This is a genomic window from Mesorhizobium sp. CA12 (genome assembly GCF_020165255.1).
Classification (GTDB): Bacteria; Pseudomonadota; Alphaproteobacteria; order Rhizobiales; family Rhizobiaceae; genus Mesorhizobium.
Genome location: NZ_JAIUHT010000003.1, coordinates 364857 through 384963 on the forward strand (window position 1 = coordinate 364857; position 20107 = coordinate 384963).

Annotated in this window: 17 protein-coding genes and 1 tRNA gene; 4 read left to right on the forward strand and 14 right to left on the reverse strand. The window is 60.1% G+C overall.

Annotated elements, in window-relative coordinates:
* Positions 1 to 19: 19 nt before the first annotated feature.
* The 5 genes from LB520_RS08310 to obgE all read right to left on the reverse strand — a co-directional run bounded on the left by LB520_RS08310 (position 20) and on the right by obgE (position 5700).
* On the reverse strand, positions 20 to 1306 hold the full coding sequence (locus LB520_RS08310; protein ID WP_224602142.1) for an MFS transporter: 1287 nt from the start codon (positions 1304 to 1306) through the stop codon (positions 20 to 22).
* 221 nt (positions 1307 to 1527) lie between these two features.
* Positions 1528 to 2160: a nicotinate-nucleotide adenylyltransferase gene (locus LB520_RS08315; protein WP_224528208.1), complete on the reverse strand. Its 633-nt coding sequence runs from the start codon at positions 2158 to 2160 to the stop codon at positions 1528 to 1530.
* A gap of 59 nt (positions 2161 to 2219) precedes the next feature.
* Positions 2220 to 3506 (reverse strand): glutamate-5-semialdehyde dehydrogenase, encoded by a 1287-nt coding sequence (locus LB520_RS08320; RefSeq protein WP_224637121.1) that lies wholly within the window; start codon positions 3504 to 3506, stop codon positions 2220 to 2222.
* A 20-nt stretch (positions 3507 to 3526) separates the two neighbouring features.
* Positions 3527 to 4666 carry a glutamate 5-kinase gene (proB, locus tag LB520_RS08325; protein WP_224637122.1) on the reverse strand — a complete coding sequence of 380 codons (1140 nt, stop codon included), beginning with the start codon at positions 4664 to 4666 and terminating at the stop codon, positions 3527 to 3529.
* Between the two features lie 5 nt (positions 4667 to 4671).
* Positions 4672 to 5700 (reverse strand): GTPase ObgE, encoded by a 1029-nt coding sequence (gene obgE / locus LB520_RS08330; RefSeq protein ID WP_224528218.1) that lies wholly within the window; start codon positions 5698 to 5700, stop codon positions 4672 to 4674.
* 142 nt (positions 5701 to 5842) lie between these two features.
* Between obgE and LB520_RS08335 the strand changes: the two genes are divergently transcribed.
* Complete coding sequence (locus tag LB520_RS08335) at positions 5843 to 6706, forward strand: endonuclease/exonuclease/phosphatase family protein (protein WP_224637123.1); 864 nt, start codon at positions 5843 to 5845, stop codon at positions 6704 to 6706.
* A 180-nt stretch (positions 6707 to 6886) separates the two neighbouring features.
* Here LB520_RS08335 and LB520_RS08340 read toward each other — a convergent pair whose 3' ends face one another.
* The 3 genes from LB520_RS08340 to LB520_RS08350 all read right to left on the reverse strand — a co-directional run bounded on the left by LB520_RS08340 (position 6887) and on the right by LB520_RS08350 (position 8664).
* Positions 6887 to 7474, reverse strand: coding sequence for a GNAT family N-acetyltransferase (locus LB520_RS08340; protein ID WP_224637124.1), 588 nt, complete (start codon positions 7472 to 7474; stop codon positions 6887 to 6889).
* A gap of 125 nt (positions 7475 to 7599) precedes the next feature.
* Entirely contained in the window at positions 7600 to 7869 is a 270-nt protein-coding gene (gene rpmA / locus LB520_RS08345) for a 50S ribosomal protein L27 (protein ID WP_040991608.1), read from the reverse strand.
* Positions 7870 to 7968: 99 nt separating this feature from the next.
* A complete protein-coding gene (locus LB520_RS08350) occupies positions 7969 to 8664 on the reverse strand; it encodes a 50S ribosomal protein L21 (protein ID WP_224637125.1) in 696 nt (231 codons plus the stop codon).
* A gap of 326 nt (positions 8665 to 8990) precedes the next feature.
* Here LB520_RS08350 and LB520_RS08355 point away from each other — a divergent pair.
* Positions 8991 to 9080: transfer RNA gene (locus tag LB520_RS08355), tRNA-Ser, on the forward strand.
* 431 nt (positions 9081 to 9511) lie between these two features.
* Here LB520_RS08355 and LB520_RS08360 read toward each other — a convergent pair.
* The 6 genes from LB520_RS08360 to LB520_RS08385 all read right to left on the reverse strand — a co-directional run bounded on the left by LB520_RS08360 (position 9512) and on the right by LB520_RS08385 (position 17949).
* Entirely contained in the window at positions 9512 to 10210 is a 699-nt protein-coding gene (locus tag LB520_RS08360) for a M48 family metallopeptidase (protein ID WP_224637126.1), read from the reverse strand.
* On the reverse strand, positions 10210 to 13260 hold the full coding sequence (locus LB520_RS08365) for a type I restriction endonuclease subunit R (RefSeq protein WP_224637127.1): 3051 nt from the start codon (positions 13258 to 13260) through the stop codon (positions 10210 to 10212). Before LB520_RS08365 ends, LB520_RS08360 begins: the two co-directional genes overlap by 1 nt.
* A complete protein-coding gene (locus LB520_RS08370) occupies positions 13257 to 14555 on the reverse strand; it encodes a hypothetical protein (protein ID WP_224637128.1) in 1299 nt (432 codons plus the stop codon). Before LB520_RS08370 ends, LB520_RS08365 begins: the two co-directional genes overlap by 4 nt.
* Positions 14549 to 17092 carry a type I restriction-modification system subunit M gene (locus LB520_RS08375; RefSeq protein ID WP_224637129.1) on the reverse strand — a complete coding sequence of 848 codons (2544 nt, stop codon included), beginning with the start codon at positions 17090 to 17092 and terminating at the stop codon, positions 14549 to 14551. Before LB520_RS08375 ends, LB520_RS08370 begins: the two co-directional genes overlap by 7 nt.
* The gene (locus LB520_RS08380; RefSeq protein ID WP_224637130.1) at positions 17085 to 17594 is read right to left on the reverse strand and encodes a hypothetical protein; all 510 of its coding nucleotides are present in this window, start codon (positions 17592 to 17594) and stop codon (positions 17085 to 17087) included. Before LB520_RS08380 ends, LB520_RS08375 begins: the two co-directional genes overlap by 8 nt.
* A 139-nt stretch (positions 17595 to 17733) precedes the next feature.
* Complete coding sequence (locus LB520_RS08385; protein ID WP_224637131.1) at positions 17734 to 17949, reverse strand: helix-turn-helix domain-containing protein; 216 nt, start codon at positions 17947 to 17949, stop codon at positions 17734 to 17736.
* A 326-nt stretch (positions 17950 to 18275) separates the two neighbouring features.
* Between LB520_RS08385 and LB520_RS08390 the strand changes: the two genes are divergently transcribed.
* On the forward strand, positions 18276 to 19016 hold the full coding sequence (locus LB520_RS08390) for a hypothetical protein (RefSeq protein ID WP_224637132.1): 741 nt from the start codon (positions 18276 to 18278) through the stop codon (positions 19014 to 19016).
* Between the two features lie 495 nt (positions 19017 to 19511).
* Complete coding sequence (locus tag LB520_RS08395) at positions 19512 to 20102, forward strand: hypothetical protein (protein ID WP_224637133.1); 591 nt, start codon at positions 19512 to 19514, stop codon at positions 20100 to 20102.
* The last annotated feature ends 5 nt before the right edge of the window (positions 20103 to 20107 follow it).

Below are 20107 nucleotides of genomic sequence, written 5' to 3' on the forward strand. Positions count from 1 at the left end.
GTTCTTCAGTGCCGGTTCTTCACTTGGAAGTGACCGACTCATCCTGCGCGAAGGCAAGCTCCACCGGCAGGGGCGTCTGCGCCGACATCGGCGCGAAACTGCCGCTTATGGCCGCGGGTGTCGGCCGGCCGGCCATCACGCGCCACAGCACGAACAGGCAGAAGGCCGATGCGATGACGATGCCGACATAGATGAAGGTCGCGGTGCCGAAGACGGCGGAAAGCGCCGTCACGATGCCGGGCACGATGAAGCCGGCCAGCGACCAGGCGAACAGCATCGAGCTCGACAGCGCCAGAAGCTCGTCCTTGCCGGCGCGGTCGGCGGCATGCGCGCTGGAGAGCGCGTAGATCGATTCCGACGCTCCGTCCCAGATGAGATAGATCACCACCAGCGCCATCAGCGCGCCGCCGTCGAAGACGATCGCAAGCACGCTGGCGATCGCCGCGAGCGCCGCCGCGCCCGCCAGCACGTAGCGCCGGTCGGTGCGGTCGGATATCCAGCCGAGCGGAATCTGCAGGATCAGCGTGCCGACCGGCATCGCCGACAACAGCAGCGCGACGTCGGCCTGGCTGTAGCCCTTGGCGGTGGCATGGATCGGCGCGAAGCCGGAGACGATCATCGACAGGCCGCCGACGGCGAGCATGCCGGCGACACCGACCGGCGAGATGCGCCAGGCGCGGCGAAGCGCCACCGATGCGGCCTGCGGCGCCGGCGGCTGCGCCAGCCGCGTCATGCCGACCGGCAGGATGGAAAGCGCCGTGAAGGTGATGCCGATCAGCGCCGCCGCGGCCGTGTGGATGTCGATCGCGGCGAGCGTCGCATAACCCACGCCTAGCCCGCCTATATAGGCGACATAGAACACCGCCATCACCCGGCCGCGGATCGAATTCGGCAAGGCATCGTTCAGCCAGCTCTGCGCGACGATGAACAGCCCGCAGATGGCGAAGCCGTAAAGCGCCCGCGCGGCGATCCATAAAAGCGGTATCGGCCCGGCGCCGATCGCGGCATTGGAAAGCGCGATCAGCGCCGAAAGCACCATGAAGGCGCGGGCGTGACCCACTCGCTTGACGAGCGGCCCGGTCAGGATGCAGCCGGCCAGCCCGCCGGCCGAAAGCCCGGTGACGATCAGCCCGGCCCAGGTCGGGTCGAACCCGTCGGCGCCGAGGCGCACCGGGATATAAGCGAACATCAGTCCATTGCCGATCGCGATCAGCGCCATCGACACGATGACGCTGGCAATGGCGATCAACGGCGCCGATTGCGCGGCGCGGGCGGGTTCGGTTGTGGTGGGGTTCTGCTTCAGCATGCTTGTGCAGCTTGGTCTACGGACAGGAAAAAAGCCGCCGTAAAAGCGACATGGCCGGACTTCCCCTCCCCCCTTGTGGGGGAAGGTGGATTGCCGCGAAGCGGCAAGACGGATGAGGGGTGTTCCAGCGGAGTGAGATCGGCGTTCCCTGGAACACCCCTCATCCGTCTCGGCGCTGCGCGCCGATCCACCTTCTCCCACAAGGGGAGAAGGTAAAAGCCCTACCCCTTCGCCGCCTTGCGGAGCGCGGTGGAGGAGAGCGAGGAGCGCGGACCGTGGATGAAGGTCCAGGCAGGCGCCGGCATGCGGGCAAGCAGCGGCGCGTCGCCCTCGTCGATACGGGCATAGTCGAAGGTTTTGGCGACGACCGACGACAGGAAGGAGAGCGTCGCGCCCGGGCGATCGATGACCGCGATCGGGAAGGTCAGCACGATCTCGCGCCAGCGCTGCCAGCGGTGGAAGTCGCGCAATGAGTCCGCGCCCATGATCCAGACGAAATCGACGCCCGGGTTGCGCGCCTTGACCAGGGCAAGCGTGTCGGCGGTGTAGCGCGCATGCTGCGCCGCCTCGAAGGCGGTGACCTTGATCTTCGGGTTCCTGGCGATCTTTTCGGACAGCTCGACACGCTCGGCGAGCGGCGCCAGTTCGCGCGCGCTTTTCAGCGGATTGCCGGGCGTCACCATCCACCAAAGCTGGTCGAGCGCGAGCCTTCTCAACGCGATCTCGGCGACCAGCGCATGACCGGCATGCGGCGGATTGAACGAGCCGCCGAACAAACCGACCGTCAGCCCCCTGGCGGCGTGGGGCATGCGGAGGTAGCGGGCGGGGACTGGCTGCTCAGCTTGGGAAAGCATGGTGCTAGCCCCCCCTCTCTGGCCTGGGCGCAAGCTTCAACCCCTCAAGGCGAACGGCTTCAAGGCCTCACCTGTCCAGACCCGCGCACGCGGTATTTGAACGAGGTGAGCTGCTCGACACCGACCGGTCCGCGTGCATGCATCTTGCCGGTGGCGATGCCGATCTCGGCGCCCATGCCGAACTCACCGCCATCGGCGAACTGCGTCGAGGCATTGTGCAAGAGGATCGCCGAGTCGATCTCGTTGAAAAAGCGCTCAACCGCAGCCGTATCCTCGGCGACGATCGCCTCGGTGTGGTGCGAGGAAAACGTCTCGATATGCTCGATCGCGCCGGCGATGCCGTCGACCAGCTTCACCGCGATGACGGCGTCGAGATATTCCGTCACCCAGTCGGCGTCGGTCGCCGGGCTGGCGTCGGCGAAGGCTTCCATCACCTCGGCATCGGCATGGATCTCGCAGCCGGCGGCGCGCAGCGCTTCCAGGATCGGCACCAGATACGTGGCGGCCACCGCGCGGTCGACCAGCAAGGTCTCGGCCGCGCCGCACACGCCTGTGCGCCGCATCTTGGCGTTGACGGCGATATTGACCGCCATGTCGAGCTTGGCCGAGCGGTCGACATAGAGATGGCAGATGCCTTCCAGATGCGCGAAGACCGGCACACGCGCCTCGGTCTGCACGCGTCCGACCAGGCTTTTGCCGCCGCGCGGGATGATGACGTCGAGATTGCCGCCGAGACCTTTCAGCATCTCGCCGACGGCGGCGCGGTCGGTGGTCGGCACCAGCTGGATGGCGTCCTGCGGCAAGCCGGCGGCTTTCAGCCCTTCGACCATGCAGGCATGGATCGCGGCCGAGGAATTGAGCGAGTCCGAACCGCCGCGCAGGATCACCGGATTGCCCGCCTTGAGGCAGAGCGCGCCGGCGTCCGCCGTCACGTTCGGCCGGCTCTCATAGATGACGCCGATCACGCCGAGCGGCGTGCGCACGCGCTCGATGCGGAGCCCATTCGGCCGGTCCCAGGCCGCAATGGTTGCGCCGACTGGATCCTCGAGCGCGGCGATCTCGCGAATGCCGTCGGCCATCGCCTTGATGCGCGAGGGATTGAGCTTCAGCCGGTCCATGAACGAACCCGACAAGCCGGCCTCCTCGCCATTCGACGTATCGATGGCGTTGGCGTCGAGAATGGCCTGCTCGTTGCGCAGGATGGCTTCGGCCATGGCAACCAGCGCATCGTTCTTTGCCCTTGTGGAAGCGACGGCCAACGGTCGGGCGGCGGCGCGAGCGCGACGGCCGATATCGGCCATCAGTGCCACGGTGTCTTCGCCGGACTTTTCATGCAGCTTCAGCATGGTTCATCCCTCCGCCCCACCTAGTCGTCGGCCAATACTTGGTCGCCGGCAACGCTTACCACAAGGTCGTCGCGATGGATCATCGCCGATCGCGCCTCGTAGCCGAGCACGTTTTCGATCTCGGCCGTCTTCAGGCCTGCGATCCTTACGGCATCGGCGGCATCGTAGGCAACCAGGCCGCGCGCGACCTCGCGGCCCTCCGGAGATAGGATCGCCACCGTATCGCCGCGCGAGAAATTGCCGCTGACCAGCTTGACGCCGGCAGCCAGCAGCGACTTGCCCGACATGAGCGCACCGACGGCGCCGGCATCGACGGTGAGCCGGCCGGCCGGTTCGAGCTGCCCGGCGATCCAGGTCTTGTAACCCTTCACCGGATTGGGGCTCGGCTTGAAGAAGGTCGAGCGTTCGCCGCGTTCGATCGCCATCAGCGGCGACAGCCTGGTGCCGGACGTGATGATCATGGCGGTGCCGGCGGCATTGGCGATCTTGCCGGCGTCGAGTTTGGTGCGCATGCCGCCGCGCGACAGTTCGGACGCGGCCGCGCCCGCCATCGCCTCGATATCCGGCGTGATGCGGTCGACCACCGGGATGAACTTCGCCTGCGGGTCCTTGGCCGGCGGCGCCGTGTAGAGCCCGTCAATGTCGGAAAGCAGCACCAGCAGGTCGGCGCCCATCATGGTCGCCACCCGCGCCGCCAGCCGGTCGTTGTCGCCATAGCGGATTTCGGAGGTCGCCACCGTGTCGTTCTCGTTGATGACCGGCACCGCCTTCATCTTGAGCAGGGTCGAGATCGTCGCGCGCGCATTGAGATAGCGGCGTCGTTCCTCGGTATCGCCGAGGGTCAAAAGGATCTGGCCCGATTTCAGCCCGTCCTTGCCGAGCGCGTCCGACCAGGCGCCGGCAAGCGCGATCTGGCCGACGGCGGCCGCCGCCTGGCTCTCCTCGAGCTTCAGCGCGCGTCTGCCGAGGCCGAGAATGGTGCGCCCGAGCGCGATGGCTCCCGAGGAGACGACGAGCACTTCGGCGCCCGCATCGGCAAGCACCGCAATGTCGCCGGCAAGCGAGGTCAGCCAGTCGCGCTTCAAACCGGTCGTGCGGTCGACGAGCAGCGCCGAACCGATCTTCACTGTGATGCGCCGGTATGATTTCAGCGATTTCATGGGTCTTATCGCCAGCGCGTGTCGACAGGAGCCGCAACGGCATCGCGCGCTTCTGCGACCACCGCCATCAGCGCGCGCAGCACGGCCTCGACGCCTTCGCCGGTGACGGCCGAAAGCAGCATCGGCGCGCGGCCGGCGGCGCGCTTCAGCGAGGCCGCCTTCTTCTTGCGGGCGTCGGCGTCGAGGATGTCGACCTGGCTGAGCGCCACGATCTCGACCTTGTCCGTCAACCCATTGCCATAGGCATCGAGCTCGGCGCGAACCGTCTTGTAGGCTTTTCCCGGGTTTTCCTCCTGCGCGGAGACGAGGTGCAGCAGCACGCGCGTGCGCTCGACATGGCCGAGAAAGCGGTCGCCGATGCCCACCCCCTCATGCGCCCCCTCGATCAGGCCGGGAATGTCGGCGAGCACGAACTCGCGGCCGTCGATGCGGGCGACGCCGAGGCCGGGATAGAGCGTGGTGAACGGATAGTCGGCGATCTTCGGCTTGGCCGCGGTGACGGCCGCAAGGAATGTCGACTTGCCGGCGTTGGGCAGGCCGACCAGGCCGGCGTCGGCGATCAGCTTGAGCCGGAGCCAGATGCTCAGCTCCTCGCCCGGCAGGCCGGGATTGGCGCGCCGCGGCGCCTGGTTGGTCGAGGTCTTGAAATGCTGGTTGCCGAAGCCGCCATTGCCGCCCTTGGCAAGCAGGAAGCGCTGGCCGACGACGGTCAGGTCGCAGATCAGCGTCTCATTGTCCTCGGCAAAGATCTGCGTGCCGGCCGGCACTTTCAGTGTGATGTCGGCGCCCTTGGCCCCGGTCATGTTGCGGCCCATGCCGTGCATGCCGGTCTTGGCCTTGAAATGCTGCTGGTAGCGATAGTCGATCAGCGTGTTCAGCCCGTCGACCGCTTCCGCCCACACATCGCCGCCGCGGCCGCCATCGCCGCCATCCGGCCCGCCGAACTCGATGAACTTTTCGCGCCGGAACGACACCGATCCGGCACCGCCGTCGCCGGAACGGATGTAAACCTTGGCTTGGTCGAGGAATTTCATCGTTTCAAGTTTCTGCTATTGCACTTGCGGGATTGCTCTAAACCAAGGCAGGGCCGAGGGCGAGGCCGAATTGCGACTAAAGCGCCGGATGCCCTTTCGGCGCGCACGCGGTAGCACTGGCGGGGACTGAAGGGGCGCGGGAATGAAGATCGTTTCCTACAACATCCAGTACGGCATTGGCCTCGACGGCAAATACGATGTCGGGCGCATCGCTGACGCCGTGCGCGGCGCCGACGTGGTCGCGCTGCAGGAAGTGACCCGCAACAACCCGCGCAACGGCGACCGCGACATGGTGGCCGAGATCAGCGAGGCGCTGCCCGATTATTTTGCCGCCTATGGCAGTAATTTCGAGGTCAATATCGGCTCGCGCCTGGAGAACGGCCGCGCCATCTCGACTTCCTTCCAGCTCGGCAACATGGTGCTGTCGAAGACGCCCATTCATCTGTCGCGCAATCTCCTTTTGCCGCGCAGCCGCAGCCTCGAGGCCATGAATTTCCAGCGCGGCGCGCTCGAAGCGCTGATCGAGACGCCGCTCGGCTTCATCCGCTTCTACTCCACCCATCTCGACCACCGCAGCCCGGTCGAGCGCCAGAGCCAGATCCGCTTCCTGCGCCAGCGCCTCTTGAACTATGCGCTCGAAGGCGGCGGCCTGTCGGGCATTCCCGAGATCGGCCTGCCGGACCTGCCCTATCCGGAAGCCTTCATCGTCATGGGCGACTTCAACATGCTGCCGGGCTCGCCCGAATATGTCGAGCTCGCCGGCCGCCCGGACCATGAGTTTGGCATGCCGCTGACCGCCGATCTTGCCGTCGACGTCGCCCAGCGCCTTGCCGTCGCCGACCTCGTCACCTGGGTCGACCCCGACCGCCCCGACGACAAAAGCCGCCACAAATGCATCGACTACATCTTCACCAGCGCCTCGCTGGCCAGATCGCTGAAGCGTCTATGGTCCGACCGGGACGCCGTCGGCTCCGATCACCTGCCGCTCTGGGCCGAGCTGGGCTGAATTCTGAACTCCCCCTCATCCGGCCGCTACGCGGCCACCTTCTCCCCGGGAGAAGAGGTTGGCGCCCGCGCTTACCTGCTCCTCTCCCCTTGGGGAGAGGTCGGATTGCCCCGAATTGCCCCTCGCAATTCGGTTGGCAATCCGGGTGAGGGGCGCTTGCCCAGCGCCGTGAAGCAATCGTCAAAAATGAATCCAATTACTCAGGCTCGTCCAGGTCTTCCTGTCGAGCCTGTAGCGCTCGACCGGCACCTGCCCCGCGACGATCGAGTTCAGCATGCCCTGGCCGGCATACTGGAAGCCGCATTTGTGAATGACCCGGCGTGAGGCCGGATTGATCACCCTTGTCGAGGCATGCAGCACCTGGATCGAGGTCCGCTGGAAGGCGAGGTCGACCAGGGCGTGCGCGGCCTCGGTGGCATAGCCGCGCTTCCAGTAAGGCTCGCCGATCCAGTAGCCCAGTTCCAGGCCACGATCGGTGGTGTTGAGCCCGGCGCAGCCGACGAAGGTGCCGGTATCCTTGAGCGTCAGGGCATAGACGATGCCGGCGCGGCGCGACGCCGCCATGGCGAGGAAGGTCCGGCCCTCGGCTTCGCCATAAGGATGCGGCATGCGGGCCAGCATCTCGGCGACATGTCGGTTGTCGGCAAGCGTGACGAGTTGCTCGAGATCGCTCTCGCGCGGGGCGCGCATGATCAGCCGCTCAGTGGCCAGCGCCGGGCAATCGATCGCGTAACTTTCGTCTTCGGTGTCTTCCGCTTCGGCAACCATTTAGTCCTCCAGGGCAAGAAAAAATGAAAAAGGAGAGAGGGCGAGCCCATCTCTCCTGATCCTTTTCCTGGCCTGGCCAGACACCGGTTCCCGAGATGGGCGCCGGTGTTATGGTGCGGAACCGGCTACTCCGCTGCTTTGGTAATCGGGTTCACCGATACGTAGGTTCGGCCGTTGGCTTTCTTGTTGAAGGTGACTGCGCCGGCTTCGAGCGCAAAAAGGGTGTGGTCCGTGCCCATGCCAACATTGGTGCCCGGATGCCATTGCGTGCCGCGCTGACGAATGATGATGTTGCCGGCGACGACGGCTTCGCCGCCGAACTTCTTCACGCCCAGACGCTTGGAGTGCGAATCGCGACCGTTGCGCGACGAACCGCCAGCTTTCTTGTGTGCCATTTGACTAACTCCGATGCGCCCTGAGGCGCTTGAATGGTCTTATGAACGCGTTCGCGTTCCGTTTCAAGTCCGTACCGGCGACGATCGTCGCCGGATAAACTACTTCTTCGCCAGTTCCTTGGCCTGCTCGCGCCAGTCCTTGATCTGGTCGGCGCTGAACGGCATGTGCTCGTCGATCTTGGCGATATCCTTCTCGGTGAGCTTGGCGAGCTGCGCGAAGGTGATGATGCCCTGCTCGGCGAGGTCCTTCGCCGCGACCGGGCCGATGCCCTTGATCACGGTCAGGTCGTCCGGCTCGCCCTTCGGCGCCTTGAACAGCGGCGCGGCCTTGGCCTCTTCGCCGGAAGCGGCCTCGGCCTTGGGCTCCTTCTTGGCCTTCGGCTCCTTCACAGCCACCTCGGCCTTCGCCTCGGCGGCGACTTCAGCCTTCGCCTCTGCCTTGGCTTCCGGCTTCGCGGCAGCCTTCTTCGACGGCTTGGCGCCACCCAGCAGGATCTCGGCGATCCGCACGGTGGTCAGAAGCTGGCGATGGCCGATCTTGCGGCGCGAATTCTGGCGGCGGCGCTTCTTGAAAGCGATGACTGTGCGGTTCTTGCCCTGCTCGACGACTTCCGCCGTGACCATGGCGCCATCGACGAACGGCGCGCCGAAGGTGACATTCTCGCCCTCGCCATGGGCGAGCACATTGCCGATCTCGACGATATCGCCGACCTTGGCTTCGAGTTTCTCGATCTTCAGGAGATCGTTGGCGGCGACGCGATACTGCTTGCCGCCCGTTTTGATGACTGCGAACATTTTTTGCCTTTCGCTGTTCGGTCGGCCTCGATGAACCGCCTCGGGCGGTTCGGCCGTCTTTTTGTCAGTCTGCGGGTTCAAAAAACAAGCGGCGCGGAAGAGCCTCCACGCCGAATGCGGGCTGTCCCTAACCGAAGGTTGCGTTGGAGTCAAGGCAAACAGGTCTGCCGGGCGACACGCCGAGCCATGCCGCCGGCAAAGGAGGCGGGTGCGCCGTCGCCGCTGCTTTTCGCGGAAGCTGGAATTCGCTCGAATAGGGCCTTGTAACTCCAGCAGTCAGCCGTTATCTAGTGCGCCGCGCCGGCAACGGCCGACCATGACCTCGCGGAGAGGTGGCAGAGTGGTCGAATGCACCGCACTCGAAATGCGGCATACTCGCAAGGGTATCGGGGGTTCGAATCCCTCCCTCTCCGCCAAATCTCGCCAGCAAGTCTTTGAAAATATGAAAGATTGCGTCGTTGGCGATATGTTTCCCCACTCTTATCCCCAATTCATGATGGAGCGACCCGACAGTCTATTGCTGGCGTGGCTCAGTCTGTTACGCCATATGAGAGATGCTTCTCGGATGCCGACTCTATTGTAACGCCAGCCTATCAAAGGCAGCCTGGGCCGCGACTGCTCTCAAGAAGTTCGGGCGTCTTCAAGAGAGAGAGCCGCACCCTCAATTTCCTGTGGGTGCCCCACACCCTACCTGCCCCCACCCCGCCGGATCGGGGGGGCGTTCTGCCCGCATTGCTTGCCAAGTTGGACGGGTGATCGAAAATTTTCGCCAGCAATGTTTTTAAGGACCGACTGCTTGTCGGCGTGTCAAAAGCGATCGTGGGCGACCGGCATCGTCCGCAATGGATCAATTGTAGAGCAGCGGACTTTCATTCAGGACTTGCCGCAAGTGGCGCCAGCCAGGCTGGTTTTCGTCGAGGAGTGCCTGAAAGCGTGTGCTGTGATTGGGTACGATAAAATGAAGCATTTCATGCAGCACAATATAATCGAGGCATTCTGGCGGCTTCTTAGCTAGCTCCAAATTCAGCCGGATGGTCCGGCGAACTGGATTGCTGCTACCCCATTTTGTTTTCATGCGCTGGATAAAGAATCGGGAGACGTGAATGTCGAGTGCGCTCTCCCACTTTCGCACGAGAGGCGCCACCGCCATTCGCATCTCGCGCCGATACCACTCCTCTAAAAGATCCCGTCGCCGTTCGGGCGGCGAATCGCCGTCGGCCCGCAACACCATATCGCGATGGCCCAATTCGACTGCCGGGTTGCCCACTTCGAGCCGCAACAGGTAACGCCGCCCCCAGACATAGTGGCTTTCGCGCTCTAGGAACTCGCGAGCCGGTTCGCGCTCTTGCGACAGAAGCTTTCCGCGCTGCTTCTTAATCCAGCCAAGTTTCGAGATCGCAAATAGCCGGACATTGTCCAGTGTCATCCGTGACGGCGCAGAAATGCGAATGCGGCCCGTCGGTGGATAAACGCTCAGATGGACGTTCTTGATGTCCTTGAACACCACGTCCACCGAAACCTCCCCGATGTCGAGCACAGTGATCATCAATACTCCTTCTGAGCCTTGACGATTAGGAACACCCGCTCCACCTCGGCAAACTCCTGGAGCACTTTATATAGGGCTGCCTTGATCTGCTGCTCGCGCGGCTGGACACCACGCCAGCTATCGGGGCGGCTGGTCCTGACCGCTTCGTCAACCTTGAGGGCGAGTGCTTCATCCAGTCCAAGATTGTTATAGAGCGCGCGCTTGCCGGGCGTATCCAGGGCCGGTGGAACGCCTTGCGCTTGTCCGGCCTCAACGCGCTGAGCGATCTCGGCGATGCGCCTTAGATACACCTCGTATTCGATGGCCTTCGCCTTGCGGCTGGCGATGATCTCATCCAGGAGCGCAGAAATTTTCTCGTAGAACGCCGGGTCATTCAAATGCTCCTTGATGATCTTGCTGCGGACGTTGTTCTCAATCGTTTCGGCGATGGCGTCCTTGTTGCCCTTGAGCCCGCTGAGTTGACTTGAGATTGCGTCGGCAATGCCGCTCTTCACAATCAGCTCCAACAGGCTCATGCCATCGAATGGCGAGATTTTGCGTGGTTCGGCGGCCTCGATATAGGTGTCGATCAGATGACGCATGTCAGCCTCGTAGGCCTTCAAATCGAGGCTTTCGTTGCTGGCTAGACGAACCGTGTCCCGCGCATTGAGATAATGCTCAACCTCTTTTTTGATGCGCACTATTTCGTCGGCCGTGTACCCTGCCGCATCCATTTCATCCGCGATGTTGGCATATGCGCGCAGTAATCCGGCGGTTGCCTTATATAGGGCCGCACGTTGAGGTTCCCGCTCTTTGAGATCAGACGGCATTTCGGTATTGCCGCAGAAAAAGTGAATGTATTCCAGCTCGCCCTGCGGCGACTCCACGGGCTCACAGAGGAGGATGATACCCTCAAGGGCCTGATCGAGACGTTCTTTGCCCTTCCTCAGCCGGTCTTTGAGCATCACATCCGGTGACGGTCCATCCTCGGAGCGGTCGAGTTCCGACGTGTAGACCGAGATTGCGTTTTCGACCTTTTTGAAGAGGTCTTTGTAATCGACGATATAGCCGAAATCCTTGTCCTCGCCGTCCAGCCTATTGGTCCGGCAAATCGCCTGGAACAGGCCGTGATCCTGCATCGACTTGTCGATGTAGAGGTAGGTGCATGGCGGCGCGTCGAATCCCGTAAGCAGCTTGTCGACAACCACGAGCAGCTTCATGTTCGCGGGTTCTTTCGTGAACAGCGCCTTCGCCGCCTCCTCGTATGTCTCCGTCTTGGACATGCCCGCATTGGCTTCGATGGATTTCAGCAGATCGGTGTAGGCGTTGTAGATGAACTGCCGATCGGTATCGGTGTTGGCGCCAGTCTCTTCTTTGGTGATGTCCTGCGTGTTGGGATTGTAGGATGTGATAAGCGCGCACTTGTTGCGGAACGGCGTTTTCTGGAAGAGCACGAAATATTTGCAAGCTTCATAGATGCTGGAAGCTACGAGAATCGCATTGCCCCGCTCACTAGACAAACGCGGCTTCACGCTGAAATCGAACACGATGTCGGCGACGACGCGATCCATGCGCGATTTCGAGCTGAGCACGCTTTGCATCGTGCCCCATTTCTTTTTCAGTTCGTCCTTCTGCCAGTCATTCAAGGCCTTCGTCTTAGCCTCGAACCACTGATCGATCTTGTCTTCTGATCCCAGACTCTGGTCGACGTCACGAGCCTCGTAGACAAGATCGAGAACGACCTCATCCTCAACAGCTTCGCCGAACTTGTATGTATGGATATAGCCGCCGAAAATTTCGAGGCTGGTCTGTTTGTCCTTTTTGAGGAGGGGTGTGCCGGTAAAGCCCATGAAGACGGCGCTCGGCATCATCGCCTTCATCGCGCGGTGCAGCCGGCCGCTTTGCGTCCGGTGACATTCGTCGACAAACACAAACACTTCGCCCACCGTCTTGCTGGGTTCAGATTCCAACTCTTTTATGAAAGCATCGAAGTCGTCGACATCCCTACGGCCGAACTTATGCACCAGCGAACAGAGTAGCCGAGGCGTCCCCTGGCCAAGCTGCTTCATGAGATCGCGCCCGCTGCTGGTGCGCTTCATCTCTTCGCCAGAATCCCGGAACACGCGCTCAATCTGCTTGTCGAGTTCGTCGCGGTCGGTGATGACGACGACGCGGGCGTGCGGATTATTCTCCAAAATCCACTTGGCCAGCAGCACCATGACGATGCTCTTGCCGCTCCCTTGCGTATGCCAGATGATCCCGCCCTTGCGCTGTCGGGCGTGATCCTGCCCCGCCTTGATCCCGAAATACTGATGGACACGGGGTAGCTTTTTCACCCCGCCGTCAAACAGCACGAAATCATGCAGCAATTCGAGCAGTCGGTCCTTGCGGCACATGCGCAGCAGATATTTGTCCAGCTTGAACCGGGTGTCGTCCTCCTCATCCTCCTTCCACTGAAGGAAGAACTTTTCTTCGGTTTTGATCGTCCCGTATTTCAGCCCCTCGGTATCGTTGCCGGCAAAAACAAATTGGATAGTACTGAAGAAGCCCTGATTGAACTCCGGCAATTGGTTTGACAGGGCCTGTCGGATGCCGTCGCCGATGGTCACGCGACTGTTTTTCAGCTCAATTATGCCGATGGCGATACCGTTCAGGTACAGGACGAGATCGGGACGGCGCTCAAGTCCGCCCTTCAACGTCACTTCCTCGGCAATGGCGAAATCGTTCTTCGCCGGATCGTTCCAATCGACGAGGTGAACGGTCTCGGTAACTTTCCCGGCCTCCTCCTTCACCGGCACGCCGTAGCGCAACAGGTTGTAGACGGCCTGATTATTGGCATAGAGGCTGCGGCTGTTTTTGTCGGCCTCCGAGCGCAGCCTGTATATGGCGGCGCTGATCTGCGCCGGGCTGTAGCCGCGCCGTGAAAGCGACGCGGTCAGCAAGTCGTCTTCGATATTGCTGTTGCCGTCCCTGTCAGACCAGTCGCCCAAAAAGCGATATCCCAACTCATCACGAAACAGCTCAATGACACGCTTTTGAGTGGCGCCCTCAGACTTGCCGATGTTGCTCATGCCAACCGAACGCTCCCGGTTAGCAACACTTGCGTCATGCCCGCCTTCAACATTTTTGTTTTTTTCTTCCTCAGTACTAGCTCGCTGAGTTCGCGGTCCAAATCGAGGACGGAGTTGACTATCGCCCGCTGCTCGTCTTTGCATGGCAATTTGAATGCGACAGCAGACAATTGCCGACCATTCGTGAGGGCACGGGTGGTATAGGATGCCTTTGATATAATCTGTCGACGCACCAAAGGTGACCGGAACAGGTACGCAGCGAACGTTGGATCAATATCAACTGATTTTGGTCTGGCCCGAAGCAGAAAACCGCTAAATACGCCATTGGGCAAATCGTCTACCAGCGCGGCGGACATCCCTATTTCGTCAGAGGTCTCTGATGTGCGCGTAAAGAAAATATCTCCTCGTCTTGCAGAAAAGTTTTCACGCTCAGCAGGGGTGAGAGAAACGAGGCCACATACGTCACTCTTTGTAATACAGTTGTTATGGAAGACATCCATGTAATTTATAATTGGCGTTCCATATCCAAAATATTTCTTTTCTTTATTTAGGCCATTCTTGAAATCATAATGCTCGCCAATGGATGTGTATCGCCAGCTAGTCGTGAACCCTGGGAGCCGGATTTCTCCTGTAAACAGGCTTTCCATCATGCCTTGTTTTATTGCGCGATTCTTCTCAATGAGCATTTCCAACGTTTCCACCAGCGCATCTGCATCTGCCAACGCCCCAGCGATAGCGTGCTGCTCGTGTTCATGCAAAGGAAACGCGCAAAAATATTGAGAGAGTTCGGTACGATTAATCTTCGGCATCCCGCTTCTTGCCGAGACCGATACAGCGAAATTCGTGAATCGCTCGCTGAGCAAAACGGCCGCTATGAAACCACCCGAAAAACCCTTGACCGGCGTAAGCGGGTACATATCAGCGCTACATAGGCAGTCGAAATCAACACGAGCAGCTTTCTGTAAATTCGGGCGGATCTTGCTGTAAATGATGTCGCCGGCACGAACAAAGTATTTTCCACTGACTGCTCTTTGATCAGCCGCTGTTATCTTCGTCAGAAGCCGGCCACTGCCACTTTCAATGTGATCAGGCGCGATCAAAATCATGGAGCGATAGGGCTCAATTCGAGGATCAACTTGACCGCTGGCGATGCGTGCTGACGACAATAGTGGCCGGACGTCCCAACCGGCCGGAACAAGATCCTGTTCGGTTTTTTCGCTGCATCCGTTGTGGTCGACAGATGGCTCCATTGATGTCGCCGTCGGCGCGGCACGCGCGGCGTCGACGGTCACCATGAGAATCCCATCCTCTTGAGATGCTCACCTACCTTAACCTCCAGTTGCGCAACATTCGACACCAGATCAGGCAGCCTCACCGCATATCGCTCCGCCAATACCCGCACCCGCTGCGCCAGCACTTGGCTGATACGATCCATCTCCCCACGAATCCGCGCATCAATGACCGCCAGCCATTTGTCGTCGACAGCCAGCACCTTGATCTCCGCTTCTGATAGTTGCCGATATTTTTTGTAAGCCGCCAAATCGAGCGCCGCTTCGGCTTCCGTAATCTTTTTCTTGAGGTCGGCTTCCCGCCCCGAAAGTTTCAGCCACTCATTGAGGGTACCAACCTCGTCCTTCGCTTCCTTGTCGCCCTTGATCTCTTTCAGCCGGGCAGCCACGTTCGCCCTGTTGATCTTCTCCAGTGCCGTGAATGCGCCATCCTCGGCGCTTTGCTCTTCTTCAAGCTCGGCAATCGTGGACGCAACGGATTCCAGGTCCGCCGCGATTTCATCGATGGCGGCCCGCTCATCGCCAAAGTATCGCGCCACGATAAGCGATTTCGGAACCAGATCGCAGGCCCAGCCTCGATCCTTTTCCCTGCCCTTCTTATCTTTCTCGGTGATGCGGTAAGTCTGTGCTTTCCAACCATCGGCGGCGATCAGGTAGCAGTCGTCCTGCATCACTTCCGCCCAATAATCCATCAGGTGCTGATAAACGTCGTATTTGCTGATCAGCGGCTTACCGGTGTAGTGCGCGAGCAAGTCCTCCGAGAGGTCGAATATGACTTCCTTCGGATGATGACCGGGCTTGAGCGCCTTTAGCTTCTCCGCAGTACGCACACGCCAGGCGTCAAAGTGCTTGTTCATGCCCTGCGTGAAGGCCACGAACTCGGGGTGATCGAAGATGGCGGACTTGATGGCCGTCTTCTCGATCGTCAGCTCGACATATCCCGGGCGGCGCTCTTTGAAGAGCGCCTTTTTCAGCGCGGGACAAACAGCCCAATAGGGCTGGAGCGCATCGATATCGGCTTGAGGGATGCCGCCGCGCAGATGTCCCTCGATATCCTGCCGGTCTTCCTGCTTCTGGCTGTCTATGTAGCGCGGCAGGTTGAGGTTGAAGTCGTTCTTCTCGATCTCGGCGAACGGAACCATGCGGGAGAAACCGGCGATGTCGGTGTGCCGCGTGAAGGCGTCGACGATCTTGTGTATGTCCTGCGACCGCAGTCGGTTCTTGGGGCCATCCTTCATGAAGCCCTGGCTGGCATCGATCATAAAGATTCCTTTGCGCGCCTGCGCGTCTTCCTTGTCAACGACAACGATACAGGCGGGAATGCCGGTGCCGTAAAACAGGTTGGCGGGAAGCCCAATGATCCCCTTGATGTAACCCTTGCGCACGAGGTTGCGCCGGATTTCAGCTTCGGCATTACCCCGAAACAGGACGCCGTGCGGAAGGATGCAGGCGCCCTTGCCAGTGCTTCTCAGGGAACGGATAATATGCAGCAGATAGGCATAGTCCCCCTGCTTGGCGGGCGGAATACCAAACGTCTTGAAGCGATCATGCTCATCATGCAGCGGATCAAGGCCAGTACTCCAGCGTTTGTCGCTGAAGGGCGGGTTGGCGACGACGTAGTCAAAGGTTTTGAGGGTGTCGCCGTCCTTGAATTTCGGATCAACCAGCGTGTTGCCTTGGGTGATCAGGGCGGTCGGCGTGTTGTGCAGGATCATGTTCATACGGGCAAGACCGCTCGTGGCCGAGTCTTTTTCCTGACCATAGAGCGTGACATTGGTCCCGGCCTCGTCGGCTACTTTCAGCAGAAGCGAACCCGAGCCGCAGGTCGGGTCGTACACAGTCGTCTTGGCGCTCGTCTGCGCCTGACGAATACCGATGATCTGCGCCATGATGCGGCTGACTTCGGCGGGTGTGTAGAACTGGCCTTTGCTCTTCCCGCTTTCGGACGCAAAGTGGCGCATCAGATATTCATAGGCATCACCCAGAATGTCATCGCCGTCGGCGCGGTTGGATGAGAAGTCGAGCGCCGGGTCTTCAAAAATGGCGATCAGGTTGGTGAGTTTCTGGACCTTCTCCTTGCCGTCCCCGAGTTTTGAGGCTTCGTTGAAGTCGGGAAAGTCCGCCTGCGAAAGCTGCTGGTTCGCAGCAGCGAGCGGGGCAATGATCTTCTTATTGATCTGATCGCCAATGTCAGCGGTGCCCTTCAGGGCGACCATGTCGGCAAAGCTTGCGCCTTTGGGGACGGTGATGGGCGCGTAGGGAACGTCGGCGTATTTGTCACTGATATAGCGGATGAAGAGAAGCGAGAGGACGTAGTCCTTGTACTGGCTAGCGTCCATGCCGCCGCGCAGCTCGTCGCAGCTTGACCATAGAAAGCTGTAAAGTTCAGATTTCTTTAGCGCCACCCTATCGTTCTCCTCTATTTTCTTCGCAGCACGCGCTTTGCCGATCGCGCGGGCGCCTTGAATCTGGTCGGCGGTTGAAATGGCGACAGTCCGCGCGACATGGGGCGAGCCGTTCTGAAAGAACGGAAGCTCATTCATTCCCAGTTCGCTTCCGATCCTGAATATCGAATCCTTGCCGCGACAGGCCCACTATCATATCGATAAAATGCTTGGCTTCAGCGATCACTTGCTCCGCTTCGTCGGCGCTGCTGAAACGGCCTTGGTGAACGACCTCGTTGCGAATTTTGTTGATCTTTTCGGCCGAGGAAAGAAGCCGCTTAGCCGTCTTACTCTTTCGAGGCTCGGCGAAATAGACCGGAACAAACAGTCGCTCCATCTTTCCTCTCAGACCATTTGCCCAAAGAAGGAGTTGGTCGACTATTGCAGCGTCGAAATCGGTTCGCCTGCCCCATTCGTGTCTGATTGCATAGTTCGCGGCGATTTCAGCCGCGGTCGCACTCCGAACGATTGCGGCGGACGGTTCGTCCCGCAGTTGAAGCCCTGAAAGCTTGTTCCACTGCGACTGCAGCTTTTCCAAATCCGAGCGATCGTTGTAGGGCGTTTTCCTCTTTGAGCGATGTTCCTCATTCCGTTTGGCCATAGCTGCCCCTCGTTATTTGATGTTGAGATACGCCAATAGGATCTGCCCGCACAAGGAGCACTCCTGCCGCAAGCGCATCGTCGCGACTTAGCGCGGCACGGCGTTGTAGTGTGGCAACGATATCTATGGATGGAACCAGCTATTCCGAACCGGGCTGGAGCAAGTCGATATGGCTCACACCAAGGGCTTGCGCGAGTTCGAAAAGCGTCACGACTGTTGGGTTTCGCTGGCCCCGCTCAAGGCCGCTGAGATATTGCTGGCTGAAGCCTGAACGTTCTTCGACCTGCTCCTGTGTAAGGCCCTTCTCCCGCCGTAGGCGGGCAAAGTTCTGGCCTACCAGCTTGCGCATATCCATGCGCTGAGGGATCGCAGTTTACAGATTCGGAGTTTATCAACTATAGTATGTAAGCTGCCACCTCTCTGCAGGGTTTTCGAGATTCGCGGTTGCACCCCTTCTCTGCCGTCGACGAAAGATACGAACCGATGTTGAAGCGGCTTTGCAGACGACTATTGATCCGCCTAATGCTCGCGACCCTTGCTGTCGTTCTCATCCAGATTTCGAGCATATGGCCCTCGAAAGCTGATCTGCTAATCTCCTGCTCGGACAGCGGCGATGGAGCGAAGGATGTCGCTCGCTTGACGTCGCCTTACCAGTGCATGGCTTGCGTGGATGAGGACGTCATGAAGAAGTTCATGCTTACGGCAGTCTATGGCGCCGATGCCTGCCCCCGACCTGCTATGTTGGACGTGCATGTGGTTGGTCGCATAAATTATGGCGATGCATATTTCTTCCTGAAGAACGCAGATTTTGCGCAGAAGTCCGGGCACAGCTTTTTCAGAAGGCTCTTTCTGAACAGTGATGGTGGGCAAGTCGGTGCGGCGCTGAAAATAGGCGGCGCTGTCAATAGCGTCACGGACACAGCGATCGTCGAGGGGCACTGCTACAGCGCCTGCGTTCTGATTCTGATGGCGGCGAACAGGCGAGTCTACGTAGACGTGGATGTCGGTATTCACAGGATGTCTGTCGACCAGTTGCCGAGCGATGTGGTCATCAATCAGGAAAATGTGAGCAGTTACTTTGCCAAGGAATACGACGAGATCGCTAGCTACGCCGAGAGAAATGGCGTGGACAAATCGATCGTCGAAGCGATGAAGTCGGTCCCATCAACCGAGATTAGGCAACTGAGCTACAGGCAGTTGAAGGATTTTGGTCTGGGGTACATCAACACCGCCTATGCCGAGGTGACTCGATATAAGATCTCGCGAAAATATGGCCATCATGGCGTCGCCCATTATGCAGACCTGCTCTCGAAATTCGAGACCTGTGTTGAGAATCTGGGAAACGCTTGCTCGGGGAAAGCGCTTGCTCAGTACGACGAAGAAATCCGCGAACTGGAAAAGGCCGCTTCCGAGGCACGCTAACGCAGACTCCCGGACAGTTAGCGTGTCGCGCTTCCGAGCCAGGTGTATTGTACGTGGTGTAGTCCGTTCGGCCAACTTTACTCATCCCTCCAGATCACGCGCCGCTCCCATCGAATTTCCCTTAGACGCCGAAACCGGATACTCACAAGCTCCTGCCCGTAGGCGTGAAAGAGTTCGGCGGACATCCAGTCTCGCTTACCACATGCCTGACAACGTACCTTTGCTCGCACCTCGTCGATGGTGACGTTCCCGATGACCTCGCGCAGCTCGATGGGTTTATAGTGGCGTGTGATGTGGCAATGGCCGCAGGAAATCCGCGCGATCTGGCCTGCCTCGTGGGCATGCATTAGCGTCCAAGTCTGACCTCGCGGCCACTTTTCAGGTTGTTCCGGCATCCTCTGAAATGAGGACATATTCCTCTCTGGTCAAGAGGCTATTGACTCTGATGTTCCTATTTTGTTCACTAGACTCCTGACAGCCACAAGGAGGCCGGTCATGGACATTAGGATGGATGCCAGGGGCGCCACCCCTGAAGAAAAACAGCGTGGTATTGCCGCTGCAACAGCAGTGCTCGACCGAGCCGGCATGACAGCAGAAGACGCAGCCAGCGGCTCGTCCGCTATCGAGCGATGGGACGATATGGGCTTTCCGCCGGACCAAGAGCCATCTGAAGACGAGTATGCTGCGGCGGAGGTTTGGTGGGCGGCAAGCAATGCCGCCATCGAAGCTTGTTGCGAGGGCTGGTCGGATGAGAAACGCATGCAGGTTCACGGCCTACAGCTGCTGAGCGACCCCGAGACGGAACTAGCTGACCGCACAACCGCGCTGGCACGAATGCGCGAGATCATCCAGGCGGAGGATGGCCAAGGGGAGACCAGTGACAATCGGGTATTTTTCCTCGCGCTCTCCGCCACTGCAGAGGTTCCGGACAGTTCGAAAGCGCAGGAACTCGTCAGCGCTGTAACGGTTGCCCATTCCTCGCTATCACTCGCACGCTTCCACCCAGAAGAGCCTATCGAGCCAAAACGCCAGGCGGTGCTCGACGCGATCGACGCGCTTGAGGCCGGATCAGCGCCGCTCAACTGAAAGGC